Here is a 23,014-nt window from a genome sequence, read left to right as displayed (position 1 = left end):
TTCATTCGGTCAGCAGCGCCAGCCGCCGTAGCGCTGCGGCAAGTGTCGCGCGATGGGCGGTGACCTCCAGCGCCGGGGGCATGCCGGTCGCGTGGAGCGAGACTTTGGAGCCGACTTTCGCTGGCTCGATCGTGAGGGTCAACGTCATCATGCCGGAATAAGCCGCGTCGGCGTTCGTGTAGCGAATCGCTTCGACCACACGCTCGTCGGGTAGGAACTCGGTGAATGTGCCGGTGATGATTTCGATTGCGGCTTCAGGCCCGTCGATCTCCGCCCGATCGGAATAGAGGAGATTTAGGCAGAAACGCCCACCGGGCTGCGGTTCAAGCACCGAATAGGTGCCCGTCGCGCCATCGGGCACCCGCCAACTCTTCATCTTCTCGGCGTCAAAATAGGTACGGAACAACTGCCGCGGCGTGGCGAGGATCATCCGCGATGCGCTGTCCACCCGTTCGGTCTGCTCACACGCGTCCAACTATCTTCATCCTCTCTCGCTTCCCCTTCGAAGGGCTGACCAGCACCGTTGCGGCGCACCTCCCGGTCTGGCGGAGACCTTCCGCAAATAATCGCGTTTGATGCAACCATTTGCGAATCGGGGGCATCGAGCCCCCGCTTCGCAAGCCTCTTCTTCTCTCTCAACTCTTTTTAGTGTGGCACGGGGGCAGCGCCGGCCTCAAGGACGACGGGGCCCCACCATTTTCTTCGGCGCGGCGGGCGCGGCGTAGCCCATCGGGTGCCGGTGGCCGCCAAAGAAAATCGTGACCCCCATCGCCGCTGCGCGGTCGGGCTGCGCCCGATCCTTGACCCCGTCGCTCAGAGCCCGTGCAGGGAAGGAGACCTCTTTTTCAAGGAGGTTCTCATGACGAAGCATACACAAACCACTCGCACCGACCAAGAAATCGCTGACCTCATCGCCGCGGAAACCGTGTCGCCCGCCTTCGAAAACGCCTTCACCGAAACCACGGGCGGCTTCCGGATGGGCTATGCCGACGAGCCGACCGACGCCGACATGCCGCTCCCCCACGCGGCGGAGCTCGCTACGGAAATGGCGGTCCGCACCTTCTTCGATCTGTTCCGCGACACCCGCCTCGAAGGGATCGCCGACCGCATTGCTTGGGGCATCGTCCACAGCTTCCACAAGGTCGCGGACCAGCTCGATGCCGAAGCCGACAAGGCCGCGCTGAAGGTCAAGGATCTCGTCCGCGACGCCGACGGCAGCGAGATCCTGACCGCCGAGCTGGAGGAGGCGCAGACCTTCTGCCATTCTCTCGACGAGGCGCGCGACGCGGTGGCCTGCATGCGCGACTATGCCGCCCAGACCTTCGCCGCCGAAACCGGACGCCCATGGGCGGCACCCCGGGGGTCGCTGGTGTCGAGCAAGCGCACCGCCGCGGTGGTGGCGGCGACCGATTTCCTCGCCGCGCGGCGTCAGCGCCGGATCGACGCCCACGCCCCGCAGGGGCCCGTGGTGATCTTCTCGGGCGGGCAGCAATGGGAAGATCACGCCCTGCTGACCGAGCGGCTCGACCAGATCAAGGTGCGCATCCCGGCGATGGTGCTGGCGACGACCGCGCAGTCCAAGGGGTGCGATGCCATTGCCGCTGCATGGGCGGCCCGGACCGCAACACCGCTCGTCGCTTTCACCCTCAGCAGCAAGTTCGGGCAACGCGCGGGGTTTATGCGCAATGAGCAACTGCTCGGACTGAACCCGGTGGAAGCCCTGGTCTGCGAAGGCTCGGGGCTTCAGTCACATCTCGCCCGGCTGGTCCGCGCGAAGGGCGTGCCCGCGCATTTCTTCCGCCTTATCGACCAGCGTCTCGCCGCCTGATCGGGCGGCGCAAAGGGACGGTCCGGAGTGCCGGGCCGTCCCTTTTCTTTTTGGTGTAAGGGAAGGTCGCCCGCGCTCGTGGACCCCTGGCGGGGTCCGTCGCGCGGGCGATGCGATGGCGATGCCATCGGCCTCCTGCGCGCGGCTTCGCCGTGCTCGTCGCAGGGGCATCCCTTCGGGATAGCGTTACTTGGCGGGACGTATCGGCAGGGATTTGAGTGCCCCCACCGCCGCTTCGCCGCCGGACCGGATAGCAAGGCCTACAAGCTCTCGAAATTCGCGTTCGGTCAGTTCCTCGACGGCAAGCTCGCCGATGATCGACGCATAGCGGCCGCGCAGGGCGCGGCGGGCATTCTCCACGTCCTCGGCGACCTTGCGCTGACGCGCTTCGAGATCGGCGAGGCGTTCACGTTCACTCTTCTTGGGCATAACCATCATCCTTCAAATGGTCTGCCCGCCAGCTTCCAATTCTATCCGAAGGAATGCTCCATGATCAAACGTCAATTATCCTGGCCGGCGTGCCGCCGGCAGATGAAGAAATCCCCCCCGGCGGGGGGAACCCCCGCGCCTTCCGGCACGAGGTGTCGCAGCGACACGTCGCTGCGGTGGGCGGACGCACGCCGTTGGCGTTTGTAATGCACCCTACGCACGGGTGCTGCGGATCTGTTCCTCATTCTAATTCAGCTAGTTATGTGGATATCCTGGCTCGACCAAGATGGCGTCATCTGGCAGCCGCGGCTGCCGGTTGCGGCCGCGTTTGGCAGCCATTGGGTGCAAGCTTCTGATTTCATTTGGCATCTTTTGGCTGCCGCAGCTGCCACATGGAAAAACGCCGGTACCGACTCTATTTGGCCGGTACCGGCCTGCAAAGCCGCTCCAGCGCCCCGACGGCTTCCGGAAATGTGGGAATTTCTGTTCAGTGGCAAAGGCCATTCCGCCTACGAAGCGGGCATATTCATCCGCATAGAGCGTGTCTGATTGCAGGTGCTCCACCAGGGCCGCCATGCGTTGCGCAGGGAGCATGCCTTCCAGTGCGCCGCCACCGCGATGCGAATCGGCCATAATCGTCTCTTCAGCCAGGGCAGGGAACTGCGCGTTTGCGGAAGCGGTCGCTTCGAGCGCCGCGAGATCGTGAAGATGACGCACGATCGTCGGGTCATCACCGACCCTCTCGCGGTCGCGGGTGAGCACCCGCCAGCAGAAGGCGCTCAGCTTGTCGGCGGCTGTCTCGACCGGATCGACGCACGCAATCGCGGTGATCTCGGGTTCCAATCCACGATACTGATGGACGAAAGATGCCAGCGGCCGTTCGCCGGTCGCAAGCGGCGTGGGCTTGGCGGATATCTCGGCCTGGATATGGGGGCGGAGCGCGTCATGCCCATCGAGGATCGTTGGATAGTCCATGTCGATCTGGATGAACCCGTTGCCACTTCCGGCTTCGACCCCGGTTATGACGAATCCCGCTGCCGCCCAGGCATCGGCGAGTCCGTTCTTGAAGGCGCTCAACGCACTACGTTTTTGCCCCGGAGACTTTTCCAAGAATGCGTCCGAGAGGATGAGCTTGAAATCTAACTCCTCTGAAAATCTCTGAATCAGCCCGTGCGCTTTTAGGAGCGACGTTCCCCCTGAAAACACTGGCGTAAGGTCGGGCGTGGCCAGTTGAGAAGGACCTGAATGGCCTGGACGACATACCAGTCTTTCTCGACGAACGCTTCGTCGACGCGCAGCGCACCTGCGACGCGCCCGAGCGTTCTTGCGTCAGGCGCGTTCGAGAATGACATAGGCGCCATCATAGCCGATCCGGCGGCGGACACGGTTCTTGACGGCAATCGTTCGCCCGGTGGGGACTTGGTTCGTTCGGCCGCTGTTATAATCTCTTGTCTGGCCGGAATCGGAGACCGTTTTCCCCAGCCGCTTGAGGGCCTCGGTCGCGAGCCGCTTGATCCCGACGACGGGGGCGGGCTTGCCGGTCACCGGCGAGCGTTCGGCGCGCGCATAGAGCCCGTAGCCGATCTGGACGAGGCGGCCCTCCTCGGTGACCCTCCGCAGGGCGCGCCCAACGGCATCATAGCTGCCAAACGTCTCGAAATCCCGGCGCAGGAAGAAATTGCGCTTTGAACGAGCCACGCGTCGCGCAACACGATCGGCGATCGAGTTCGAGGACATAGTCGAGCCGCGTGCCCGCCTGCGGTAACGGCCGCGACCGACACGCACGAGTTTACCATCGTCGACCAGCTTGCGCAGCACGCGGCCAATGGAATCATAATCGGCGTCGAGCGCAATCTGCGCGCGATCGACGACTTTCCCCTCGGGGACATAATCCAGAATCTGTTTCGACAGGCTCGGCATGGCTTCACCAAAATACGACGCTTACGGCATTCAGATAGTTTTGTTTGAACCGTTTTTCAAGCCGACCGTAGCTGGATCGAGATGATTGCGACAGGCCAGAACCTCGAAATATCCTTCATCGATTTGCCTGTCAGAGCCGGTTTCGCTATATAAGAGGGGCTACGCGTCCTCACTTGCCGAAGCTCCAGACCAGGAGCTTGCCATGGCAAGACTGACTATTCGTCTTCCCGACGATCTATACGACCGGCTCGCGGCCGATGCGGATGCGGCAGGCGCCTCTACCGCGGCCTTCGTTCGTGACGCCCTCGAACAGCTGAACGGCGCCGACCCCTTTGGCTTCCATGCCCGCTTCGACGAACTTCATTCGACCGTCATCCAAGTGCTCGCGATCCTCGCGTCCGACGTCGGCGCGCGCGCGCCCAAATCGCTCGCAAAGGGGATGGAAGATACAAAGCGGCTACTCCTCGACCGGGGACTGATCACCGCTGGCGACCTTCCCGCTCTGGGGGGAGGCGCGTCGTCATGAGCATCTTCCGCAACGACACGCTCGGCAGCTGGACGCGCGGCGGCCAGGCCATCGTCCACAATGTCCGGATGACCACCCAGGTCTTCTTCCAGACCACCCTCGCCGGGCTCAGCATCTGGGTCATCGGCGCCATCTGGTACGCCTTCGAAAAATCGGATGCCTATCAGCGCTTCGTCCTTACCAAGCTCATTGAGGCAAACTTCAAGGCCGACGCCGCGCCGGGGACGAACGACCCGGTCCTGTTCCGCACCCCGGATGGCCGCGAATATTGGACGTCGGCCGACTGGCTGGTCGATTCTGTGATCGCGAAGCAGGCGCTCGAAAAGCTCGAGAGCGATCTCATCGGCGGGGCGATCCTGTCCGGGGTGTTCGCGCTCGCAGCACTTGTCTTCGCCTGGTTCTATTTTACCCGGACAGGGAAGGGGCTCGGTTCCAATGAATATCTGCGCGGGGCCCACTTCGGGACAGTCCGTCAGGTACGACGCGCGCTTCGCGGCGAAGCGAAGGGCAGCTTCGCGATCGGGGGCATCAACGTCCCGAACGCTTTTGAAACCGAGCATGTTCTGATCTGCGGCGCTCCCGGCACGGGCAAGACCAACATGATCGTCAAGATGCTCGAGGGCATCCGCGCCAAGGGCAAGCGGGCGATCGTTTACGACACCGCCGGCACCTTCGTCGAGAAATTCTACCGCGAGGGGAAGGACATCCTGCTCAACCCCCTCGACGAACGGTCGGCCATCTGGTCGCCCTGGGTCGATGTTCCGCACGATTATCATTATGACCAGATCGCGGAATCGACGATCCCCGACAAGCATGGCGATCCTTTCTGGCCTAAGGCCGCGCGCGGTACTCTGGTCGCCGTGCTGCGCAAGCTCGCAGCGCAGGGACGCACCTATATATCGATCCTCCTTCACACCATCGTCCGCTCCTCGCTGAAGGATTTGTCCGCCTTCGCCGCAGGGACCGATGCGGCGGCGTTTATCTCGATGGAGGGCGAACGCACGTCGGCGGGCGTCCAGGCTGAGCTCGCGTCGGTGATGCGCAGCTTCGCCTATCTCGATGATACCGACGACGGGCTTTCGATCCGCGACTGGGTGGCGACCGAGGGGGACGACAGCTGGCTGTTCGTCACCGTGAAGGCCGACCAGCTTCCCTCGCTCCGCCCCCTCATCACGGTCTGGCTCGATATCGCGATCAGCGCGATCATGAGCCTGAAACCCGATCAGCAGCGCCGCCTCTATTGCGTGATCGACGAGCTACCCTCGCTCCAGAAACTGCCATCGCTTTCGGACTTTCTCGCACGCGCCCGCAAATATGGCGGCTGCGGCATCCTCGGGTTCCAGTCTTATCCGCAGCTCGAGGCGACATACGGCATCCAGGATGCCGCGGCGATCACCGGCTATTGCTCGACCTGGGTCGCGCTCCGGGCGAACGATACCCCCACCGCCAAGCACGTCAGCGAGAATTTGGGACAGGTCGAGCAGGTCGAGGCGAACGAGGGGATGAGCTACGGCGTCAACGACATGCGCGACGGGGTCAATCTCTCGCGCATCCAGGTGACGCGACCTCTTGTGATGCACACCGAGGTCACGAACCTCCCGAACCTGTCGGGCTATCTGCGGTTCGGTCGCGACCTGCCCGTCGTTCGCTTTGCGGATCGATACAACGACCTGCCATCCATTGGAGAGGCATTTACCGAACGCCGTCGACTTCCGCATCGCATCGCGCCTCTGCCCGCGCCGCCGTCACCATCAGGTTCGGTAGAGGCTGCCCCGTCATCGGCGAAACCGGCGAAGAACGGTGCGCCAGCGCGCAAACGGTCCGGGAAGCGCGAAGCGAATGCGAATGCGCCCGAGCTGAAGCTCGATCTCCCGATGGGCGCGTCCGATCCCGCGCCTGAAGACACGAATGGGGAGGCGCCAACCGACCGGGACGCGCCCGCCGATGGTTCGCCCGATAATCCGGCCACGCCCCTCGAAATCATCGCCCCGCACTGGGATCGCACCCTACGGCAGCACGGTCGTCCGGGCGGTCGCCGCCGGCCCGCGAAGCCTGCATGATCCATCCGCGCCGCCTTGGAGGCAAACCCGGCAATATCGCCCGCTATTATACGATCGGCGATTATTACACCAAGGGTGGGGATGAGCCCTCGGAGTGGGGCGGGAAGCTTGCGGCCGACCTCGGTCTTTCGGGGCCGGTCGACCGCAAGGCGTTCGAGGCGCTGCTCGCCGGCAAGGTCGATGGGCAGCAACTCGGGCGTATCCGGAATGGCGAAGTTCAGCATCATCCGGGGTGGGACTTTGCCGTCAAAGCCCCGAAGTCGGTGTCGATCATGGCACTGGTGACGGGCGATGAAAGGATCATCGCCGCGCATGAGCGCGCGGTCGGGACGGCCATCGCCTGGATCGAGGAGCATGCCGAACTCCGTCGGCGCATGGACGGCAAGATTACCCACGAGACGACGGGCCAGCTTCTCTATGCGCGTTTTACCGAACATGCCTCGCGCGAGCTCGATCCGCACCTCCATACCCATGTCGTCATCCTCAACATGACCCGCCATGCCGGTGACGAGCAGATGGTGAGCCTCGAATCCCGCGCCATGTTCGCCGAGCAGATGGTCGCCGGCCAGATCTATCGCAACGACCTCGCCCATGACCTCAGGGGGATTGGTTACGAGATCGAGTTCGACCCGCGCCGGGGGTTGTTCGAGATTCGGGGTGTCCCCAAGGAGCTGATCGATGCGACGTCGCGCCGGGCCGAGCAGATCAATGCGCACGCGAAGGAACATGGTTTCCAGGGCCAGGCCGAGCGATCGATTTCTTTCTTCGCGACCCGGCCCCCCAAGCAGAAAGTCGATCTCGACACGCTCCATGCCCAATGGGCAGAGCGATCGAAGGCTCACATTCCCGCGCTCGAAGCTGTCCGCGACGCCGCCGATGCGCGAGAGGAGAAGCATCTGGACGCCGATACTGCAACCGTGCGCCGCGCTGCGCTGTTCGGGCTTCGCCAGTCGGAGACACGCGAAGCGGTCAATAACCTTGGTCGGCTCATCCGCACCGGGCTCGCGTCGCATGTGGGCGATGTTCGGTTCCGAGACATTCGCCCCCTCTTCGAGGAGCATGAAGCACGGCTCAAGCTGCTAAAGACGAGAGAGCCCACCGGTGACCAAGTCCTTACGCGCGGCAGAACCTCGCGCCGCGCCGCGCGGCTCGAGATCGCGCTATCGACGCATATCTCGCTAAGCCTTGGCGATGGGGTTCCGCTTGCGTCGCGGGAACGGATCGACACGTCGCTGCGCGGGAGCATTCTCAATGATGACCAGCGACAGGTGCTCGCCGAAATCGCGATATCCAGTGACCGCGTCATGGGTGTTCACGGCGTCGCCGGCTCGGGCAAATCGACTCTCATCAAGCAGTTGAAGGCCGCGGCCGATCCGGGCTGGACCTTCATCGGATTGGCGCCGACCTCATCGGCGACCGCGAAACTCGGCCAGGACGCGGGTATCGACTCTCGTACCGTCGCCGCGCTCCTAGGCGGCGGCGGGCATGATATTACCGACCGTCATGTCCTGGTCGTCGACGAGGCTGGCCAACTCGGTAGCCGACAAGCGCAGCGGATATTGCAGATCAGCCACGACACCGGTGCGCGCGTTCTTCTTCTCGGCGACAACAAGCAGACCGGGGCGATCGAGCAGGGCAAACCATTCTGGCTGATGCAGAAGCTGGGCCTGCCGACGGCTGAACTGACGGAGGCGGTCCGACAGCAAACCCAGTCGATGAAGGCCGCGGTGGCGAGCGCGCGCAGCGGGGATTATGCCGCGTCACTCCAATCGCTCGACAAGATCGTCAGCGGCGAGGGCGCGGACAAACTTGCGGCTAACCTCGTCGCGGAATGGACGCGGCTCAAACCCGAGAACCGCGACAAGACCAATATCTTGGTTCTCGACAACGCGACCAGGCTGATCGTCAACACGCAGATCCGCGAAGTTCTGAAGCGGGAAGGGGCCGTTGCCGCCGAAGACGCGCGCATCGATATTCTTTCGCCCTCCGGTATGACCGACCAGGAGAAGCATTTTGCCCGGTTTTATTCGGGTGGCCAGGTCGTGACCTTCGCCCGCGACAATGCCGGGCTCGGTATCGCCGCCGGCGCCGAATATCGTGTCGACGGTATCGCACGCGATGCTCGCGGACGCCAGCTCGTGCGGCTTGTCGACGAGAAGGGTGGGACGATCCTCTGGAATCCCCGTCTCGGCCGCGCGTCGCAAGTCAATGTGTTCGTCGAGGACAAACGCGACATCGCCGCGGGCGATCGCATTCAGTGGCGGCTTGCGACCAGGGAGCTCGGCCTCAAAAATGCGGAGCGCGGGACGATCGAGCGTCTAGACGGGACGATCGCGACTATTCGCTGGGACCGGAGCGTCGAGCCGCAGAAGATCGACCTCTCCGTTCATCGCACCTGGGATTATGGCTACGCCGAAACTGTCTATTCGGCGCAGTCGAAGACCTATGACCGCGTCTATGTCCTTGCCCCGGTCGGATCGGGCCTCGTCAATGGCCAGAATTACTACACCGCCATCACTCGTGCTCGTTACGGCGTGAAACTCTGGACCGAGGACCGTGATCGCCTCGTGCAGAAGCTCGAGAAGCATTCTGGCGAAAAGACGTCCTCGCTCGAAGGCTTGGGACGTCTCTGGCGCGACAGCCACCACATCCGCGGCGCCCGGCTCGCTGAAAGTCTCGACCGGGCGCGCGAGCTGATGCTGAGCACGCGTGCGGATCGCGCCGAGCGAAGGGCCGAGCGCGAGCGCGAATGGAACGAGGTTCTGCGTCCGCCATCGCTTGCGGAAATGCTCGCGGGCCGCGCGAGAGACGGCATGTCGAAGCTCGATTCCTATCTGAACGGCATTCTCGCTGGCTCGACGAAGAGCCAGCGCGCGCAAGCACCGACTGATCCCGAGCCCGCAGAGCAACCGCATTCCCGACAGCAAGGACATGATCGATGAACATATTCCCGTTTCCACGGACAGCCGAACTCGCCAGCGCGCCTATCGGGGTCCGCGCTTCGCAAGGTTTGCGGTTTGGGGTGACGGCGGCCATCTTCACCTTGGCATTCGGCATCTCACTGCCGGCAATGGCTCGCGCGCCAGTCGCGACGGGCGATGCTGAGATCGCTCGCTGCATCCGCAGCGCCGCCCATGGCAAGCCGTGGCTCGAACGCACGCTTTGGGGTCTGCGCGATCAGGAAGGCGGCTGGATCGGCGCCGCTGTCGTCAACAGCAATGGCACTCATGATCTGGGGCCGTTGCAAATCAACAGCTGGTGGGTGCCCAAAATTGCGACGCTCGTGGGGCGGCCCGAAACCCATGTTCGGCATTGGCTCCAGAACGATGCCTGTTTCAATGCGGAGGCGGCGCGCTGGATATTCCTGTCGGGGCTCGCGGCGGCCGGCGATTATTGGAAGGCGATCGGCGTCTATCATAGCCCGACGGGTTGGAGGCAACTGCGCTACGCGGCGAGCGTCTCGCAGCATCTACGCAGAAGATTCGGCAGCCAAATATGGTGAGCGCGCAAGATAGCGATGACATGTGTGCAGCCCGCAAATTGCCCCCAGGCACCGGCTATTTGCGACAAATTATTCGAACCATGGCCCTCCCAGCGGATCGGAAAGACGACTTCGGGCTGTCCGAACCAGCCGTTGCACCCTCAGGCGATGAGACGAATTTTCTCGGCGCCAGCGCTTGGGCGCGATTGCATCTGGGAACAATTCCCTCGCGATCTCTTGTTCGCTGGCGCCGGCAAGTATTGCATCGCCGATACGAAGTTCCATTATCCACCTTGCAGCCCGCTGTTCGCGGGGAATCATTGACCTTGGTAAGCGGCCATTTTCAAACAGGGCGAGCAACTGTCGTAGTGCTTCCAGTTTTGGTTTTGCCGATCGTACGCCACTCAATTGATATTCAAGTCTTGCCGGGCCGCCGAGTAGCGAACCGCCATGCACGTCCAGCCTGACGATCCAGTGCCCGTCACTGAATAGCCAATGTTCCGTCTGGCTCGCATCAATTTCAACCGAGACGAATGACGCGAAGTCCCGAATATCGAACAGGTCACTCGAAGCCGCTCGCCGGCCGGTCAAGTGACTCCTCACAACCTTCGGGTCCAGTTTTGTGCTCCAGATCGGTCGCGCCACGGGAGATGCGAGAGCCGGATCGACCCATGCGACGAGGCCAACACATTTGGGCGCGTCTGACGGCAGTGTATCACGCGCGCTCCAAAGGCTGCGATAGAATCCGTTCCGCCGTAGCCATTCCTGATCTGCCCCCTTCTGAGTGGTCCAAAATTGATGATATTTTGGACGACGAAGGAGATATAGAATGCCGAGCAAGAAGCATCGCCCGGAAGAGATTATCGGCAAGCTACGTGAGGCGGAGGTTGTGCTTGCGCAGGGCGCTACGACCGCCGAGGCGTGTCGTCGGATCGCGATCAGCGAGCAGACCTATTATCGGTGGCGCAAGGAATATGGCGGCCTGAAGACCGATCAGGCGCGTCGGATGAAGGATCTGGAGAAGGAGAATGCGCGGCTTCGTCGTGCGATCTCGGACCTGACGCTGGACAAGCTGATCCTGCAGGAGGCTGCCCGGGGAAACTTCTGAGCCCCGCACGCCGCAGGCGCTGTATCGACCACATCAGAATGATGATGCCGGTGTCCGAGCGGCGGCTGTGCCGCGTGCTCGGGCAGCACCGATCGACGCAGCGCAAGGCGCCACGCGGGGCGGATGACGAAGCGGCCCTCACTGAGGATATCATCGCACTGGCCCGGCAATATGGTCGTTATGGCTATCGCCGGGTGACGGCGTTGCTACGCGATGCGGGGTGGCATGTGAACCGCAAGCGGGTTGAGCGTATCTGGCGCCGCGAAGGGCTGAAGGTGCCACAAAGGCAGCCGAAGCGCGGGCGTCTGTGGCTGAACGACGGATCGTGCATCCGGCTGCGGCCAGAATATCCCGGCCATGTCTGGTCCTACGACTTCGTCGAGGGCCGGACGCACGATGGTCGCAAATACCGGATCCTGTCGATCATCGACGAGGCGAGCCGGGAGTGCCTGGCGTTGCCGGTGGCGCGTAAGCTCAAGAGCGACGACGTGCTCGCGGCACTGGCCGAGCTGTTCGTCACGCGTGGGCCGCCGGCGCATATCCGGTCGGACAACGTCCTATGTTGGGAAGCAGCGGCGGGAACAGGCCAGCAGATCTCGTTGCGCCGAATGTGATCGGCGCTGATGATTTTATGATCCAGATGGCTTCCATCGTCAAGGAAGGCGCTCTCGGCCATAGCAAACATAGGATCCATCGATCATCGGGATCGTGGTCCTCACCGTCCTTAAGATGAGATACGCATGCCAGATGGAAGGCCCGAACATTATCTACAGGGTCGCCGTAGCGCCCTCACGGCACAGCAGAGAGGGGTCCTTCCATCTGGTGTCCGCCCGTTCGACGAACGGGCGGTACTCGGTTCCCGTCTTGATGACGGCGTGCACGACGCGCGCCATCTTGGCGGTGAGAGCGGTCATCGCCTTGCGGCGACGATCGGGGTCGTCGGCATGGCCATCGACATAGCGGGAGAGCTTGTCACGGAAGCTGTTGTTGGGTTGTCGGATCGCGACCTGCGTTGCCATCCAGAAGGTGCGTCGTAGCCGGGCATTGCCGTACTTTGATAGCTTCGTCCGGCCACGGAATATCCCTGACTGGTAGGTAGCGAGGTCGAGGCCGCAGAACTTGAGGAACTGGCGATGGTGGCTGAACCGGCGTAGATCGCCGGCCTCGACCAGGATCGTCAGGGCGTTGATCGGACCGATACCGGGGATCATGCGCAGGAGCTGATAATCGCTGTTCATCGCCAGCGCGTCATGGGCGATCCGCTCGATCTCGTTACGCTGCTGAATCAGGGTGCGCGCCTGGGAGATGACCATGCGGAACATTGTGACCGCCGTGGAATCTTCGTCGATCGGCAGCGCGATCGATGCACAGGCGGTCTCGTAAATATCGTTGACCACCTGGGCCTTGGAGACCTTGCGACCGATCAGCGGCCAGGCCTGTTCGGTGAACGCCTCGCGTCCGATCGAGGTGATGCTGCCCGGCGTCGGGAAGCGTTCGATCAACGCCAGGAACCAGTCGGACCGGCTGTTGCCGGCGAAACGCTCGATCTCCGGAAAATACATTGGCAGATAATGCGTGAGGATCCGATGCCAGGTCTGGGTCTTCGCCTTCGATATGGCTTCATGCGTCTTCGACATCTCCTGCAGATCGTTGATCCCTGCCGCCAGCGGATCGACATAGCGCTGGGTCGCGCCGATCTTCAGCATGTGCAGGATGACTTGCGCGTCCTTGGAATCATTCTTGTCCCAGCCATTGTGCAGCGCTTCGCGTGTCCGGGCCAAGGCGACCGACGAAATCAGGCGCAGTTCGCACCCGGCGGACAGCAATCGATGCGCCAACGTGCGGTGATAGTTGCCGGTTGCTTCAAAGCCGACGATCACGGGCCTACCGATGGTCGTCAGATCGTCCGCCAGCCGGTCATAGTCCGCCTTCGTCGCCATTACGGTCATGCGGCGCCGGCGGCCGCCCTCCGGTCGTTCGAGAAGAACCTCCTGGCGATGCTTGGACATATCGATAGCTACCAGCACGGCGTCGGGTGGAGTAGAATGAAACTTGGTCATGATCGGTCAGCCTCCAAAGGGTTGTGTCGACAACATCTCTTTAGAGACCTGCTGGCTGGTCATGACTGCCTTGATGAAGCCGGCGGGCGCTACGCGCCCTTGTCTCCATCAAGGCATCGCGGCCCTTCGAAAGGCTGCTTCCCAATGTGCTACGGCCCGGAGTTTATCGCGACGGCGGTGCAGCAATGGCTCGCCCAGATCGGCGTGAAGACGCTGTATATCACGCCCGGATCGCCATGGGAGAATGGCTATTGTGAAAGCTTCAACGGATCCCTGCGCGATGAGCTGCTCAACGGCGAGATCTTCTACTCGCTCGCGGAGGCCCGGATCCTGATCGAGGCTTGGCGGCGGCATTACAACACCGTCCGGCCGCACAGCTCGCTGGGATATCGACCACCGGCGCCGGAGGCCGTTCCATCGCCAGTGTCGCCCGCCGGTTCCGCTTCGCTCCACCTGCGGCCAACACTGGCGATGGACGCGTCAATGCACTAACAATCCCAGCGGACCACTCGGTGGGGGCCGGTCACAGTGGCGAGCCGCCCGCCTTCCGCGAAAATCTGCTGCAGCAGTTTTTCGTAGCCGAACAGCGATTCGGTCAGATGCTTGATGCGCTCTTCATCGTCGGACCTTCTATCCGAGAAGCCGGGAGAGGACGTCGAGTCCGACGGCGAGCATGCCGAAGCCGACTGCAAGCGCGATCGCAAGGAAGACGAGCCAGAAGTAACGGAGGTACGGGTCGAGGTCATTTGCAGATACTCCCATGGTTCGTAGAGGAAGCAACCTGACCCAGGAGGTGGGCGGTGGTTCCGCCTTCTCCGGTGGCTCATCGGCCTGGCCGGTGCCTACCCCCGTATTCTCCAACTGCATTTTGCGGGGGGTCATCGCGGCGTCTTCGAAGGCGTGGAAAAGTTCCGCTGCGTGCCGGCGATTGCGGGCGCGCAAAATGGCGACAGCCTCGCTGATGTAAGTGTCGACGGTGCCGACGCCCAGACCCAATTCGAGGGCGATTTCCTTGGAGGTCTTGAGCCGATAGACATGGCGGAGGCACTCGCGTTGGCGCGGGGCCAAGCGTTCGCAGAGAGCGATGCTCGGCTCTTTTACATCACTAGCAGACAAGTGCGCGCTGCTTGCCATCAATGGACGGCAAGTCCCTTACGCTATCTAAAACAGCACCTCTTTTTCTCGACCCGAGCATTGCTTTCCGACGGATTCTGCAAGCGGCTCCCCGTGCATTCCGTCAACAGAGCCGGTTCCCGACTCTCTCTGAATTTCAACTTAACACGGGAGTAGGCGGACCGGAATTTTCAGGCAACCCTTGGCAACGATTTGCTTTTCTTCACCGAGTATCTCGTATGGGTGCTCTGCGATAAGGTCCGGTTAGTGAAAATCATGGCTGCGGATACGGAGGATTTCATCTTGTTCGGGGGTCGTCCGAACGGCCGTGACGCCGATGTGCGCCCGCGCGGCGCCCATGTCGGATCGCGCGGATCGGGGCCGCCGCCATTCTTCGCCCCGTCACCGCGGCCCGGCGCGACCGTGAAATCCATCCGTGCGATCGACCGCAGCATTTCGTCGTGATCATTGATGCGGTCGCAGATGATATGCATCGCCGGCGGCAGGCGGTCGGCGGATTGCCGCTCGTGCTGCCGCGCAGGGACAGTCCGCGCCGATGAGGCAGCCCTCCGATGCGGTTACCTCGCATCCGAATCCTGCGCCGGAAACTAGAACGGATAATTGATCCCGCGACCATAGTCGTGATCAAAGGTCGGCTTGCTATCGGCGCCATAGCGCGGCGCCTGTTCGAGAACCTTCTTGTCGAGATCGACGACATAGCCGCCCTGTTCGGTGTCGTAAGTCAGGACGTCCCAGGGCAGCGGATAATAGTCGCTGCCAAGACCGAATAGACCGCCGAACTGGAGGACCGCATATTCGACGCGACCTTAGCGCTTGGTGACCATGAAATTGTAGATCGGTCCGAGCTTCTCGCGGTCGCGGTCGCGGTCGAGTCCCGCCTGGCGCTTCGCAATCGCCCAGCGCCTCTGCTTGCGCCGAGTTTCCTTAGGCTCCCCAGTCGACCACGCGAGCGATAGCGAACTCGGCATCGTCACGGGCTCTGCGTCGATGAAGTCAAAGCGGCCCTTTGCCGTGCTCTCACAGTTTCGGCCGATGAGATGGAGTCGTCTCGGCTGAAGGGACGCCGGCTCTGGCGCCGACGAGGCGCTAGATATCAGGCTCGGTTCCTGTGATCAGCCTCAGGCATTCCCGAACCGTGATAATCCGCGCCCCGCCGTGGCGCCCGAGACTCAACAAGTCGGCCTTATCGCCGGTGATCAAAAGTTCGGCCATCCCGGCCTCAATCGTCGCCAGAAGATAGTTGTCCCAGGGATCCGGGCTGACGGACACGTCGGGCAGATTCTCTATAACAATGGCGCTGCCCTTGAGTTCATTGACGAGTCTGCCGACAACGGCTGGATTCAAGCGAGCCCGCAGTTTGGGATAGCGCGTACCGCGCCGAATTTCCTCTAGCTGTTCAGCAGAGGTGATTAAGGTGATCTTGCCTTGGCACCACAAGGCAATCAGGTGAAAGGGAAGCGACCGCCCGTGCAAATGGGCGCTGACAAGCACATTGGTGTCGATGACAACGCGCATTGATCAGTTCCGACGCGCATCCGCAATCGCTTCATCGATCAACTGGCTCATCTCTTCCGGCGAGACGTCATCGAAACCGGCGCGGGCCTCGGCGAGCGTAAGATCGAGCAGGCGCCATTTCACGGACTCTTCAATGAAGCGCGATAGGTCGCCCTTTTTCATTCCGCGCTGAGCTAGGTATGTGCGGACATCAATGTCGGTTTCGGGCGCGACATTGACGGTCCAGCGCGTCGCACCACCCATAATCAAAAACTCCTCATGGACGCCTATGCGGATAAGCGCTGACCATCTTTTACGCCAAGATTCGATTCCGACATATGCGCTGGATCGACTTTACCACAGGGGGGCTCGATTTTAGCCTACCCGATTTTCGAGCCTCTGCACGGAACACAATAGATCGCAGCATCCACCTCGGCGCCGGACGTTCCGGCTCTCCACGTCAAACTGACGCGAGGCGCAAACGGACGCATGGCGACGCGGATCGAACAAGATGATCCACCGTTCGATGTCGAAGCTCGACGACTTGGCCTTTGCCGTGAACTACTTGTCGAACGGCAGATCATTGCGCGGTACCTCAAGAAGCAAGACTGGAGCCATGCGGGCTGGATCATGCTACTGGAACTCTATGTCGCGGATACGGTCGGTAAAGGGCTGCCGGTTTCAAGCCTAGGATATGCGAGTGGCGTTTCGGTTCCGACGGCGACGCGGCAGACAACTGAGATGGAATCGCGGAAACTTGTGGCTCGCGAGCGCGATCCTCACGACGGGCGCCGAACGAACATCGCCCTGACCGCTCGCGGTCGAGCGACCCTGCGGTGCATTCTAGACGACTATGCGAAGTCCCGGGCGAATGTGCCGCTCCGATAGAATCTGATTGGCCGCCGCGTTCTCGATCGTCCAGAACACAATCTATCATACCTAAGCGAGGGACGGGGAATCCGGCCTCAAGTCCAAGGGAGGAGGAGGGAAGCTGACGTTGGTGTGAAGTTGCAAATGGGAACAGGAGATGGCTGGATGCTCACCGGATCAGGGAAGGCAATATGTCCATTTCCGGAAACTCTTTCGATTCCTTCAATCGGCATCTTCTGATAGGCTGCCGACCGAGAAAACCCATGCAGGCGAGCCAACCTTCCAACGTATCAACAGCCGAGACCGCGCGGCCGCCCGTTGCGCGCAATTGGCTCTGGAAGCCTTGGTACGCGAAGCTCTGGTGGGCGGCGATCCCGGTCTACTGGACAGGCGCGGTGGCCTCGCTGAAGGTCCCGGCACTGGCGGAGTTCTACACCAGCGCTCTCGCAGGCTATCTCAACATGCTGTTCTTTCCGCCGACGGCACTACTGGTGCTTGGTTTCGGGTTCGTCAAAGCTTGGCTCGACAGGCCGCTATCTGGCGAGCCTCTCTCGGACGAGGAAATCGGCGAACTCGAGCAGATGAGGATGGAGGACGAGCACTGGGAGCGTCTTGGGCGACCTCATTGGTCGGTCGACATCTATGATCCGCGCTCCGGCGGACTATATATCGGCAACCCACTCAGCCTTCAGCACCCTGGACGTCGAGATTAGCGCTTCTTGTAGCTGCTATCTCCGTCGAATGGACCATTTGCTAGGTCGGTCGAAAATCGGCCACTGCTCAAGATCGAGGATTGTTCGAGCGACGTCATCGGTCCAGTAATATCGGCGGTTCCACGTGCGGAATCGGCTTGCCCAAGGTAGCGATTTCGCAGCCCCTCGGGGCCAAGCACCTGACGGTTCAGCTCGCTCGTAAATGTCATTTCAGGGTTTGCAGAGCGCGCAGCCGCCCGCTCTGCGGCGGATATCGCCTCGCGTACATCATAGTTTACGATATCGAGCGAGGCCCGAGCTGTCTCGTTACTCGTGCCCATGTCGCTGCTGCTATATCCCAAGCTCCCGCCGACGCTCCCTGACGTTGCTGTCTGTGATCGTTCCTTACCCTTGGCCGGACCACCACGCGACGCATAGTCACTGCTTTGGGCACTTGCGCCGACATTGCCGCCAACCGCAGTTCCCATTGAGATTTGGTCTTGCGCCGAGCGAGATATAGCCCGCTGCCATCCCGTCTGGGCCATGATCGCCGACACGTCGCGTTGAAGCGTATCCGCAACCTGCGGATTGAGCCGCCACTCGCCGTTGCGGTCCATTTCGAAGCCACCGCGCAGCCAGTTCGCCATCATCGCCTGACCCTCGGGTCCGCTGCTTAGCATGTTTTCGATGGTATCGGGTCCGGCTTGCTTGCCGGCCTCATATTTGGTGCTGGTGTCGCTGCGTGCGGACTGCGTGAACCCGGTGCTGCTCGACACGAGCAGGTCGTTGTCCGCGAAGCTGAACCGGGCGCGGCCTCCCTCGGCGATCGTGCCATATTGGCTGTCGTTGATGAGGCCTGCGGCGCGGAGCTGCCGCGCGACGTCGGGCGAGACATTGAGATTGAGATCGCCATTCTGCGCCATGGCGAGCTCGCGCTTGGTCATGTTGATGCCCTCGCTGCGCAGCAGCCCCTGCATGCGTGTCAACCGCTCATTGTCCACGATCCGCGTCAGCCGCTCGTTGCGCGCACGATCGGCAATTCCGGCCGCGCCACCCTCGGCCATGTCGACCTGGTTGCCCGCCGTGCGGCTCAGTGCCTGGATGAAGGCGTCGAGCCGGGCCGCCTCGCGCGTCGATACGCCGGCAGCCGCCGCACCTTCCGCAAACCCGAAATTATCGCTCTGCCGTCGCTGCTCGCCGATGCGCGCGGCGCCGCGCACGCCATCGTGGCCGACTTCGCGCTGGGCATCGAGCTTGCCCGAGCGCTCGGCAAAATCGTAACCAGCGGCCTCGCGCGTGCGGCCATAGACGCTCGTGCCTTCGCGTGCCGCCTCGGCGGTCGCGCCGTCGGCGGTGCCGAGCTGGACCGAGGCGTTATAGGTTTCCAGCGCACGCATGACCTGCGCCTCATTGCGGCCCGTCGCGCGGGAGAGGGAGGTAATCGCCGACGAGCGCGCCTCGCCCGAGAGGGTGTTGATGAAGCCGATGCGGCGCGAGGTTTCGTCGATGGAGAGGCCGAGCATCGACGCGGAATTGCGCTGCCCCTCGTTGTTCCCGGTGCGCCACGCCTGCTCGGTCGCGACGTTGCGGCGTTCGATCCCCGCGACATTGTCGCCCGCATAGTCGCGTCGGCCTTCCATAGCGCCGACGTTGACCTGCGCAGCCGTGAGATCGTTCCGCAGCATTGCCTCCTGGTCGTACGTGTTGGCGATCAACTTCGCGAAGGTCGGGTCGGCCGATGCCTGCGCGATCACGGTCGAGGCCTTCAGCGCAGCGTCTTTCTGATCATAGCCATTGCGCTCGAAATGCCGCTGCGCGCCCCGCATCATCATGTCGTAGGCGCGCGTATCGCCGAAGGCTTTCCACTGCACCATGTTCTGCGCGAAGCCGGCGAAGGCGCGTTCGCCCGCCTGGCCCGGCCCAAAATAGCTCGTGCCGAGACTACGTAGCGCGTCCTTCTCGGCGAAATTGTGGATCGCCGACGTCGTCGCATTGGCGCGCACCGCTGCGGCCGTCGCGGGATGAGTGAGGTCGCGGCCGACGAGGGCAGGGGCGAGCCCCCCGAGCTCGCGTGCGGCGTCCGTGACGCCGAGCCCGAAGCCGGTCGCTCCCGGCGCGCCAGGCGTGCGATCGCTGAGATAGCCACCTGCGGCGCCGAAGGCGCGATTGGTACCGAAGGTAGACCGCTCTCCGAAGTCGCCGAAGCTCGACGCCGCACTGCGCCGTGCGGTCGTGCCGGTCGCCGAGGCCTGCGCCTCGAGCGCCTGCGCGCGGCCTTCATGCGTCATGATCGGGGTGGCGGCCGCGGTGCCCTGGCCCTGCACGCCGAGCGCGCCGCTGGTGAAGGAGGTGAACACATTGCCCGAGAAGCGGAACACGGTGAAGACAAAGGCGCCGGCCAGCCCGGCGGCCGCGGTGCGAAAGCTTCCGAAGATTGCGAGCGCCTTCATCGCCGAACCTGGCGCCAGCATCCAGGCGTTCGCCGCGACATGGTTCGAGCGCATCTCGGCAAGCACGTCCATCGCGCGGCCGAGCGTGAGCTGGTAGATTCCGGCATCGATCACGCCCCACATGGCGACGAAGACGAAGAGGCCAAGCGCGAAGCTCGCGACGCGCAGGTTGATCGGGGTCAGGATGAAGAGCAGCGCGATCGGCATCATGAACAGCATGATGCCGAAGACAGTGGCGCGGATCGTCGGCATCCATTCGTTCGCCGTCGACATGGTGGCGAGACCGCTCGAGACGACGGCACGGTTCGCCATGACGCGCGCGGCGGTCGCAGGGCTATCTTCGAACAGCACGTCGCCGACGGCGTTGCCGAGGTTGATGTTCGTCATCAGCTGCTGGAGCGTCAGCGGCGTCGCGAGCATCTTGTCACCGAGCGCTCCGAGGTTCGACCGGCAGCGCTGGAGCTGAGCCGCGTTCGAGACGTCATAGCCGGTGCGCTCGCAGACCTGTTGACTGTAACCGTGGAACAGCGACGGATCGGAAAGCCGGTCCGAGATATGCGTCCAAGTCTCGGTGCAGCTCACCGTTGTTCCGCCCTTGTCGGTGGCAGTGAAGACGGTGCTGAAGGTCGCCGGCCCAGACATCGCGGCAAAAGCCGCGGGAAGATCGTTCGTGGTACGAAAGAGTTGATCGTCGTCGATGCCATAGGCGGGAGAGACGCGCGCGACGGGATAGCATTGCCGGACATAATCCTTGATCGTTGCATCGAGGAAGGTGTCGGTCATCGGCCCTCGCGGGCTAACAGCGTTCAGGAACAAGTCAAAGCTGTGACCACCCGCACCGAACTCGAGCTTGGCATTGGGGTCGATCGTATTATCGTCGATCGTCTCGGCGATCGCCCGCTCCATCATATTGGTGACGCCCGCGACGAGAACGATCAGGTTCGGGACGTCGCCAACGGGCTGATAGGCGTTGCGGACCCGGTCGTAGACATGGACGGTGCCCGTGGTCGCAACCATGCCGACGAAAAGCCCGATGCCGACGAGCGTCTGAAAGCCGAAAGCGACGATCCCCATGCCGTTGCCGCGCACGCTCGCGAGTAGCGCGCCGAGCGCGATCCCGGCGACCGCGACGATGAGCACCAGCGTTTCGTAGCGCGGATCGGCAAAGATCATCGAGACGAGCCGGAACGCGTCGACGGTCTCGTTGAACCCGTCATAGGTGTGGAAGCTGGTTTCGAGCGCTAGCGCAGCGGTCGGCACGGTGGCGGCGAGGGCGGCGATCAGCGCGGAAAGGAATCGGGAGCACATCGCGATCAGCGATTGCGGTTAGCGGCGGCACCGGCGGCGTCGCGCGCGTCGCGGTCGCGCTGGCGGACGAGCCCGGCATAGTTCGCCGAGAGGTTGGCCTGGTTCAGCGCCGCCATATAGGACTGGCGCATCTGCGCGCGCTGGCGCAGCACTTCCTCGCGAAGATCGCGCAGCTGCTCTATCCCCTTGGTGAGGATGCGCGTCTGGCAGATATTGGCATTGCCTGCGTCGGCGGCACCGGCGGCCGACGTGCCGCGCTCGGCATTCGACAGCGCGAAATCGATGCTGCGAGTGAGATCATTGAGCATCTGGTAGGCGAGGGTCAGGGCGACCAGTTCGTCGGTATCGCCGATCACGGCATCCTCGACGCCTTCGCGCACGCCCCATTCGAGCATCCGGTAGATGGGGAGCGTCTTCACATTGGCGACGAACTGGCGCTCTTCGGCAGTCAGCGCGGCGCGGGTGCGGATCTTGGTCGCGATCGTCTGCATCCGTTCACGCGCGAGGACGAGCGCGCCGCGGCCCGGCCCGTCAGTCGCGCAGTCAGCGCTGGTCGGCGGGACGTTGAGCGACCGGGCCTGGACACGTCCGGTCAGGAAATCCTCGACGCCTTCGGTGTCCTGACGCGGGCAGGCAGGGATGGCCGAAAAGAGCGGCACCTTGTCGGTCGCGTCCCAACGCATGTAAACATCGCCGACCCGCGCACGCATCACGCTGGTCCATTCGCTGGCGCCGACGCGCGCGGCGGCGTGCGCGAGCAGCGAGCCGGTGCGGAAGATGTCGGTGACCTCGCGCGGGCAGTTGGCGAGCGCTTCCTTCAGATCCTCGGTCGGATTATTATTGTTCGCCTCAATCTTCTCGCGGCTTTGCTGATAACTTTTCGCATAACCCTGCTTGATCGAGCGATAGCCGGTCATCTCCTCGATGATCCCCGACATATTGTCGTCTCCTCGAGCGATCTGAACCATGCGGTTCGCAAGGCGGCAGTCGTTGACCTGGATCGAGTTCAGGAAGTTGGTCGCCGCCTCCATCTTCGAGATGATGTTGCCCATCTTCTCGTCGAGGGTTTCGAGGAGATACTGGAAGGCGACGGCGGGCGCGGCCTGCAGGATGCTCTCGAGCTTCTGGACGAGATAGTCGGGATCGAGAAACGACATGCCGCCGAGGAACATGTCGATGCCACCGCAGCCCGCGCGCACCTTGGGCAGCGTCACGCTCATCAGATAGTCGTTGTGGACGTCGACGCGGCCCGAGAAGCCGCCCGCGGTCACATAACCGCGCGCCTGGTCCTCGAAACTGCCGGGCGACGTGTAGGTCACATTGTCGAACCAATGCTCGGCCCAGCTTTGGGCATAGGCTCCCGGCGCGCCGGCTCCGCAGGTTGACAGGATGAGGGCGATCATAATGGCGCGGCGGCCGCCAAGCGAGGACATCAGCGTTCTTTCTCAGGGGCGGGATGTGGCAGGCTGAACCCGCTCAGGGTCGCTTGTGTTGACCTCTCGCGACAAGGGCAGAGGCACGTACGCGCCTCTCAGAGGCAAGGTCCTTCCGCCAATATGTCCCACGCGAAATGGGCCACTGCCATGTCGATCATCGCCTCGTCCCATGTTTCAGGGTCGGCAAGATGCCGTGATGGATTGCAAACGCTTTCAAA

At 62.7% G+C, this 23,014-nt stretch carries 18 protein-coding genes and 4 pseudogenes; 10 read left to right on the top strand and 12 right to left on the bottom strand.

Annotated features, from left to right (window positions below; genetic code table 11):
• Nucleotide 1: 1 nt before the first annotated feature.
• The gene (locus SPYCW_RS11865) at nucleotides 2–430 is read right to left on the bottom strand and encodes an SRPBCC domain-containing protein (RefSeq protein WP_095385848.1); all 429 of its coding nucleotides are present in this window, start codon (nucleotides 428–430) and stop codon (nucleotides 2–4) included.
• Nucleotides 431–859: 429 nt separating this feature from the next.
• Between SPYCW_RS11865 and SPYCW_RS11860 the strand changes: the two genes are divergently transcribed.
• Nucleotides 860–1,828 (top strand): SLOG family protein, encoded by a 969-nt coding sequence (locus tag SPYCW_RS11860; protein WP_062900430.1) that lies wholly within the window; start codon nucleotides 860–862, stop codon nucleotides 1,826–1,828.
• Nucleotides 1,829–2,014: 186 nt separating this feature from the next.
• Here the strand turns inward: SPYCW_RS11860 and SPYCW_RS11855 are convergent, their stop codons facing one another.
• The 3 genes from SPYCW_RS11855 to SPYCW_RS11845 form a co-directional block, all read right to left on the bottom strand.
• A complete protein-coding gene (locus SPYCW_RS11855; protein ID WP_062902938.1) occupies nucleotides 2,015–2,257 on the bottom strand; it encodes a hypothetical protein in 243 nt (80 codons plus the stop codon).
• 255 nt (nucleotides 2,258–2,512) lie between these two features.
• Nucleotides 2,513–3,463 (bottom strand): nucleotidyl transferase AbiEii/AbiGii toxin family protein, encoded by a 951-nt coding sequence (locus SPYCW_RS11850; RefSeq protein WP_232014687.1) that lies wholly within the window; start codon nucleotides 3,461–3,463, stop codon nucleotides 2,513–2,515.
• 123 nt (nucleotides 3,464–3,586) lie between these two features.
• Nucleotides 3,587–4,177, bottom strand: a complete 591-nt coding sequence (locus SPYCW_RS11845) for a hypothetical protein (RefSeq protein ID WP_120216963.1) — start codon at nucleotides 4,175–4,177, stop codon at nucleotides 3,587–3,589.
• Nucleotides 4,178–4,379: 202 nt separating this feature from the next.
• On the opposite strand from SPYCW_RS11845, the gene SPYCW_RS11840 reads away from it, so the two are divergent.
• The 4 genes from SPYCW_RS11840 to SPYCW_RS11825 all read left to right on the top strand — a co-directional run bounded on the left by SPYCW_RS11840 (nucleotide 4,380) and on the right by SPYCW_RS11825 (nucleotide 10,265).
• The gene (locus SPYCW_RS11840; RefSeq protein WP_058804222.1) at nucleotides 4,380–4,703 is read left to right on the top strand and encodes a ribbon-helix-helix protein, CopG family; all 324 of its coding nucleotides are present in this window, start codon (nucleotides 4,380–4,382) and stop codon (nucleotides 4,701–4,703) included.
• The gene (locus SPYCW_RS11835) at nucleotides 4,700–6,763 is read left to right on the top strand and encodes a type IV secretion system DNA-binding domain-containing protein (RefSeq protein ID WP_058804223.1); all 2,064 of its coding nucleotides are present in this window, start codon (nucleotides 4,700–4,702) and stop codon (nucleotides 6,761–6,763) included. Before SPYCW_RS11840 ends, SPYCW_RS11835 begins: the two co-directional genes overlap by 4 nt.
• Complete coding sequence (mobF, locus tag SPYCW_RS11830) at nucleotides 6,760–9,705, top strand: MobF family relaxase (RefSeq protein WP_062900429.1); 2,946 nt, start codon at nucleotides 6,760–6,762, stop codon at nucleotides 9,703–9,705. Before SPYCW_RS11835 ends, mobF begins: the two co-directional genes overlap by 4 nt.
• A gap of 80 nt (nucleotides 9,706–9,785) precedes the next feature.
• On the top strand, nucleotides 9,786–10,265 hold the full coding sequence (locus SPYCW_RS11825) for a lytic transglycosylase domain-containing protein (protein ID WP_331852362.1): 480 nt from the start codon (nucleotides 9,786–9,788) through the stop codon (nucleotides 10,263–10,265).
• A gap of 69 nt (nucleotides 10,266–10,334) precedes the next feature.
• Here SPYCW_RS11825 and SPYCW_RS19015 read toward each other — a convergent pair whose 3' ends face one another.
• Nucleotides 10,335–10,835, bottom strand: a complete 501-nt coding sequence (locus SPYCW_RS19015; RefSeq protein WP_168707799.1) for a DNA -binding domain-containing protein — start codon at nucleotides 10,833–10,835, stop codon at nucleotides 10,335–10,337.
• Nucleotides 10,836–11,073: 238 nt separating this feature from the next.
• Between SPYCW_RS19015 and SPYCW_RS11815 the strand changes: the two are divergent.
• Nucleotides 11,074–11,906, top strand: a pseudogene (locus SPYCW_RS11815) (IS3 family transposase); the annotation flags it as partial.
• A gap of 209 nt (nucleotides 11,907–12,115) precedes the next feature.
• On the opposite strand, the pseudogene SPYCW_RS11810 reads toward SPYCW_RS11815, so the two are convergent.
• A pseudogene (locus tag SPYCW_RS11810) lies at nucleotides 12,116–13,412 on the bottom strand (IS110 family transposase).
• Nucleotides 13,413–13,565: 153 nt separating this feature from the next.
• Here SPYCW_RS11810 and SPYCW_RS11805 point away from each other — a divergent pair.
• Nucleotides 13,566–13,904: pseudogene (locus SPYCW_RS11805) on the top strand (integrase core domain-containing protein); the annotation flags it as partial.
• A gap of 138 nt (nucleotides 13,905–14,042) precedes the next feature.
• Here SPYCW_RS11805 and SPYCW_RS11800 read toward each other — a convergent pair.
• Nucleotides 14,043–14,546 carry a helix-turn-helix domain-containing protein gene (locus SPYCW_RS11800; protein ID WP_058804235.1) on the bottom strand — a complete coding sequence of 168 codons (504 nt, stop codon included), beginning with the start codon at nucleotides 14,544–14,546 and terminating at the stop codon, nucleotides 14,043–14,045.
• A gap of 255 nt (nucleotides 14,547–14,801) precedes the next feature.
• Between SPYCW_RS11800 and SPYCW_RS19010 the strand changes: the two genes are divergently transcribed.
• A complete protein-coding gene (locus tag SPYCW_RS19010) occupies nucleotides 14,802–14,990 on the top strand; it encodes a hypothetical protein (RefSeq protein ID WP_160328055.1) in 189 nt (62 codons plus the stop codon).
• Nucleotides 14,991–15,133: 143 nt separating this feature from the next.
• On the opposite strand, the pseudogene SPYCW_RS19310 reads toward SPYCW_RS19010, so the two are convergent.
• From SPYCW_RS19310 to SPYCW_RS11780, 3 genes and pseudogenes are all read right to left on the bottom strand, one after another.
• Nucleotides 15,134–15,514: pseudogene (locus SPYCW_RS19310) on the bottom strand (PRC-barrel domain-containing protein).
• A gap of 118 nt (nucleotides 15,515–15,632) precedes the next feature.
• Nucleotides 15,633–16,061: a putative toxin-antitoxin system toxin component, PIN family gene (locus SPYCW_RS11785; protein WP_120216960.1), complete on the bottom strand. Its 429-nt coding sequence runs from the start codon at nucleotides 16,059–16,061 to the stop codon at nucleotides 15,633–15,635.
• Nucleotides 16,062–16,064: 3 nt separating this feature from the next.
• Nucleotides 16,065–16,304, bottom strand: a complete 240-nt coding sequence (locus SPYCW_RS11780; protein ID WP_058804239.1) for a ribbon-helix-helix domain-containing protein — start codon at nucleotides 16,302–16,304, stop codon at nucleotides 16,065–16,067.
• Nucleotides 16,305–16,529: 225 nt separating this feature from the next.
• On the opposite strand from SPYCW_RS11780, the gene SPYCW_RS11775 reads away from it, so the two are divergent.
• Nucleotides 16,530–16,928, top strand: a complete 399-nt coding sequence (locus tag SPYCW_RS11775) for a MarR family winged helix-turn-helix transcriptional regulator (protein ID WP_082665249.1) — start codon at nucleotides 16,530–16,532, stop codon at nucleotides 16,926–16,928.
• Between the two features lie 173 nt (nucleotides 16,929–17,101).
• A complete protein-coding gene (locus SPYCW_RS11770; RefSeq protein WP_232014686.1) occupies nucleotides 17,102–17,623 on the top strand; it encodes a hypothetical protein in 522 nt (173 codons plus the stop codon).
• Here SPYCW_RS11770 and SPYCW_RS11765 read toward each other — a convergent pair.
• Both SPYCW_RS11765 and SPYCW_RS11760 read right to left on the bottom strand, forming a co-directional pair.
• A complete protein-coding gene (locus SPYCW_RS11765; protein ID WP_062900423.1) occupies nucleotides 17,620–21,360 on the bottom strand; it encodes a conjugal transfer protein TraG N-terminal domain-containing protein in 3,741 nt (1,246 codons plus the stop codon). The two genes, SPYCW_RS11770 and SPYCW_RS11765, sit on opposite strands and share 4 nt — an antisense overlap.
• A 5-nt stretch (nucleotides 21,361–21,365) precedes the next feature.
• The gene (locus SPYCW_RS11760; protein WP_234178595.1) at nucleotides 21,366–22,763 is read right to left on the bottom strand and encodes a conjugal transfer protein TraH; all 1,398 of its coding nucleotides are present in this window, start codon (nucleotides 22,761–22,763) and stop codon (nucleotides 21,366–21,368) included.
• Nucleotides 22,764–23,014 lie beyond the last annotated feature (251 nt).

Source organism: Sphingopyxis sp. EG6 (assembly GCF_003609815.1).
Lineage (GTDB): Bacteria > Pseudomonadota > Alphaproteobacteria > Sphingomonadales > Sphingomonadaceae > Sphingopyxis.
This window is presented reverse-complemented; position numbering and strand designations above follow the sequence as displayed.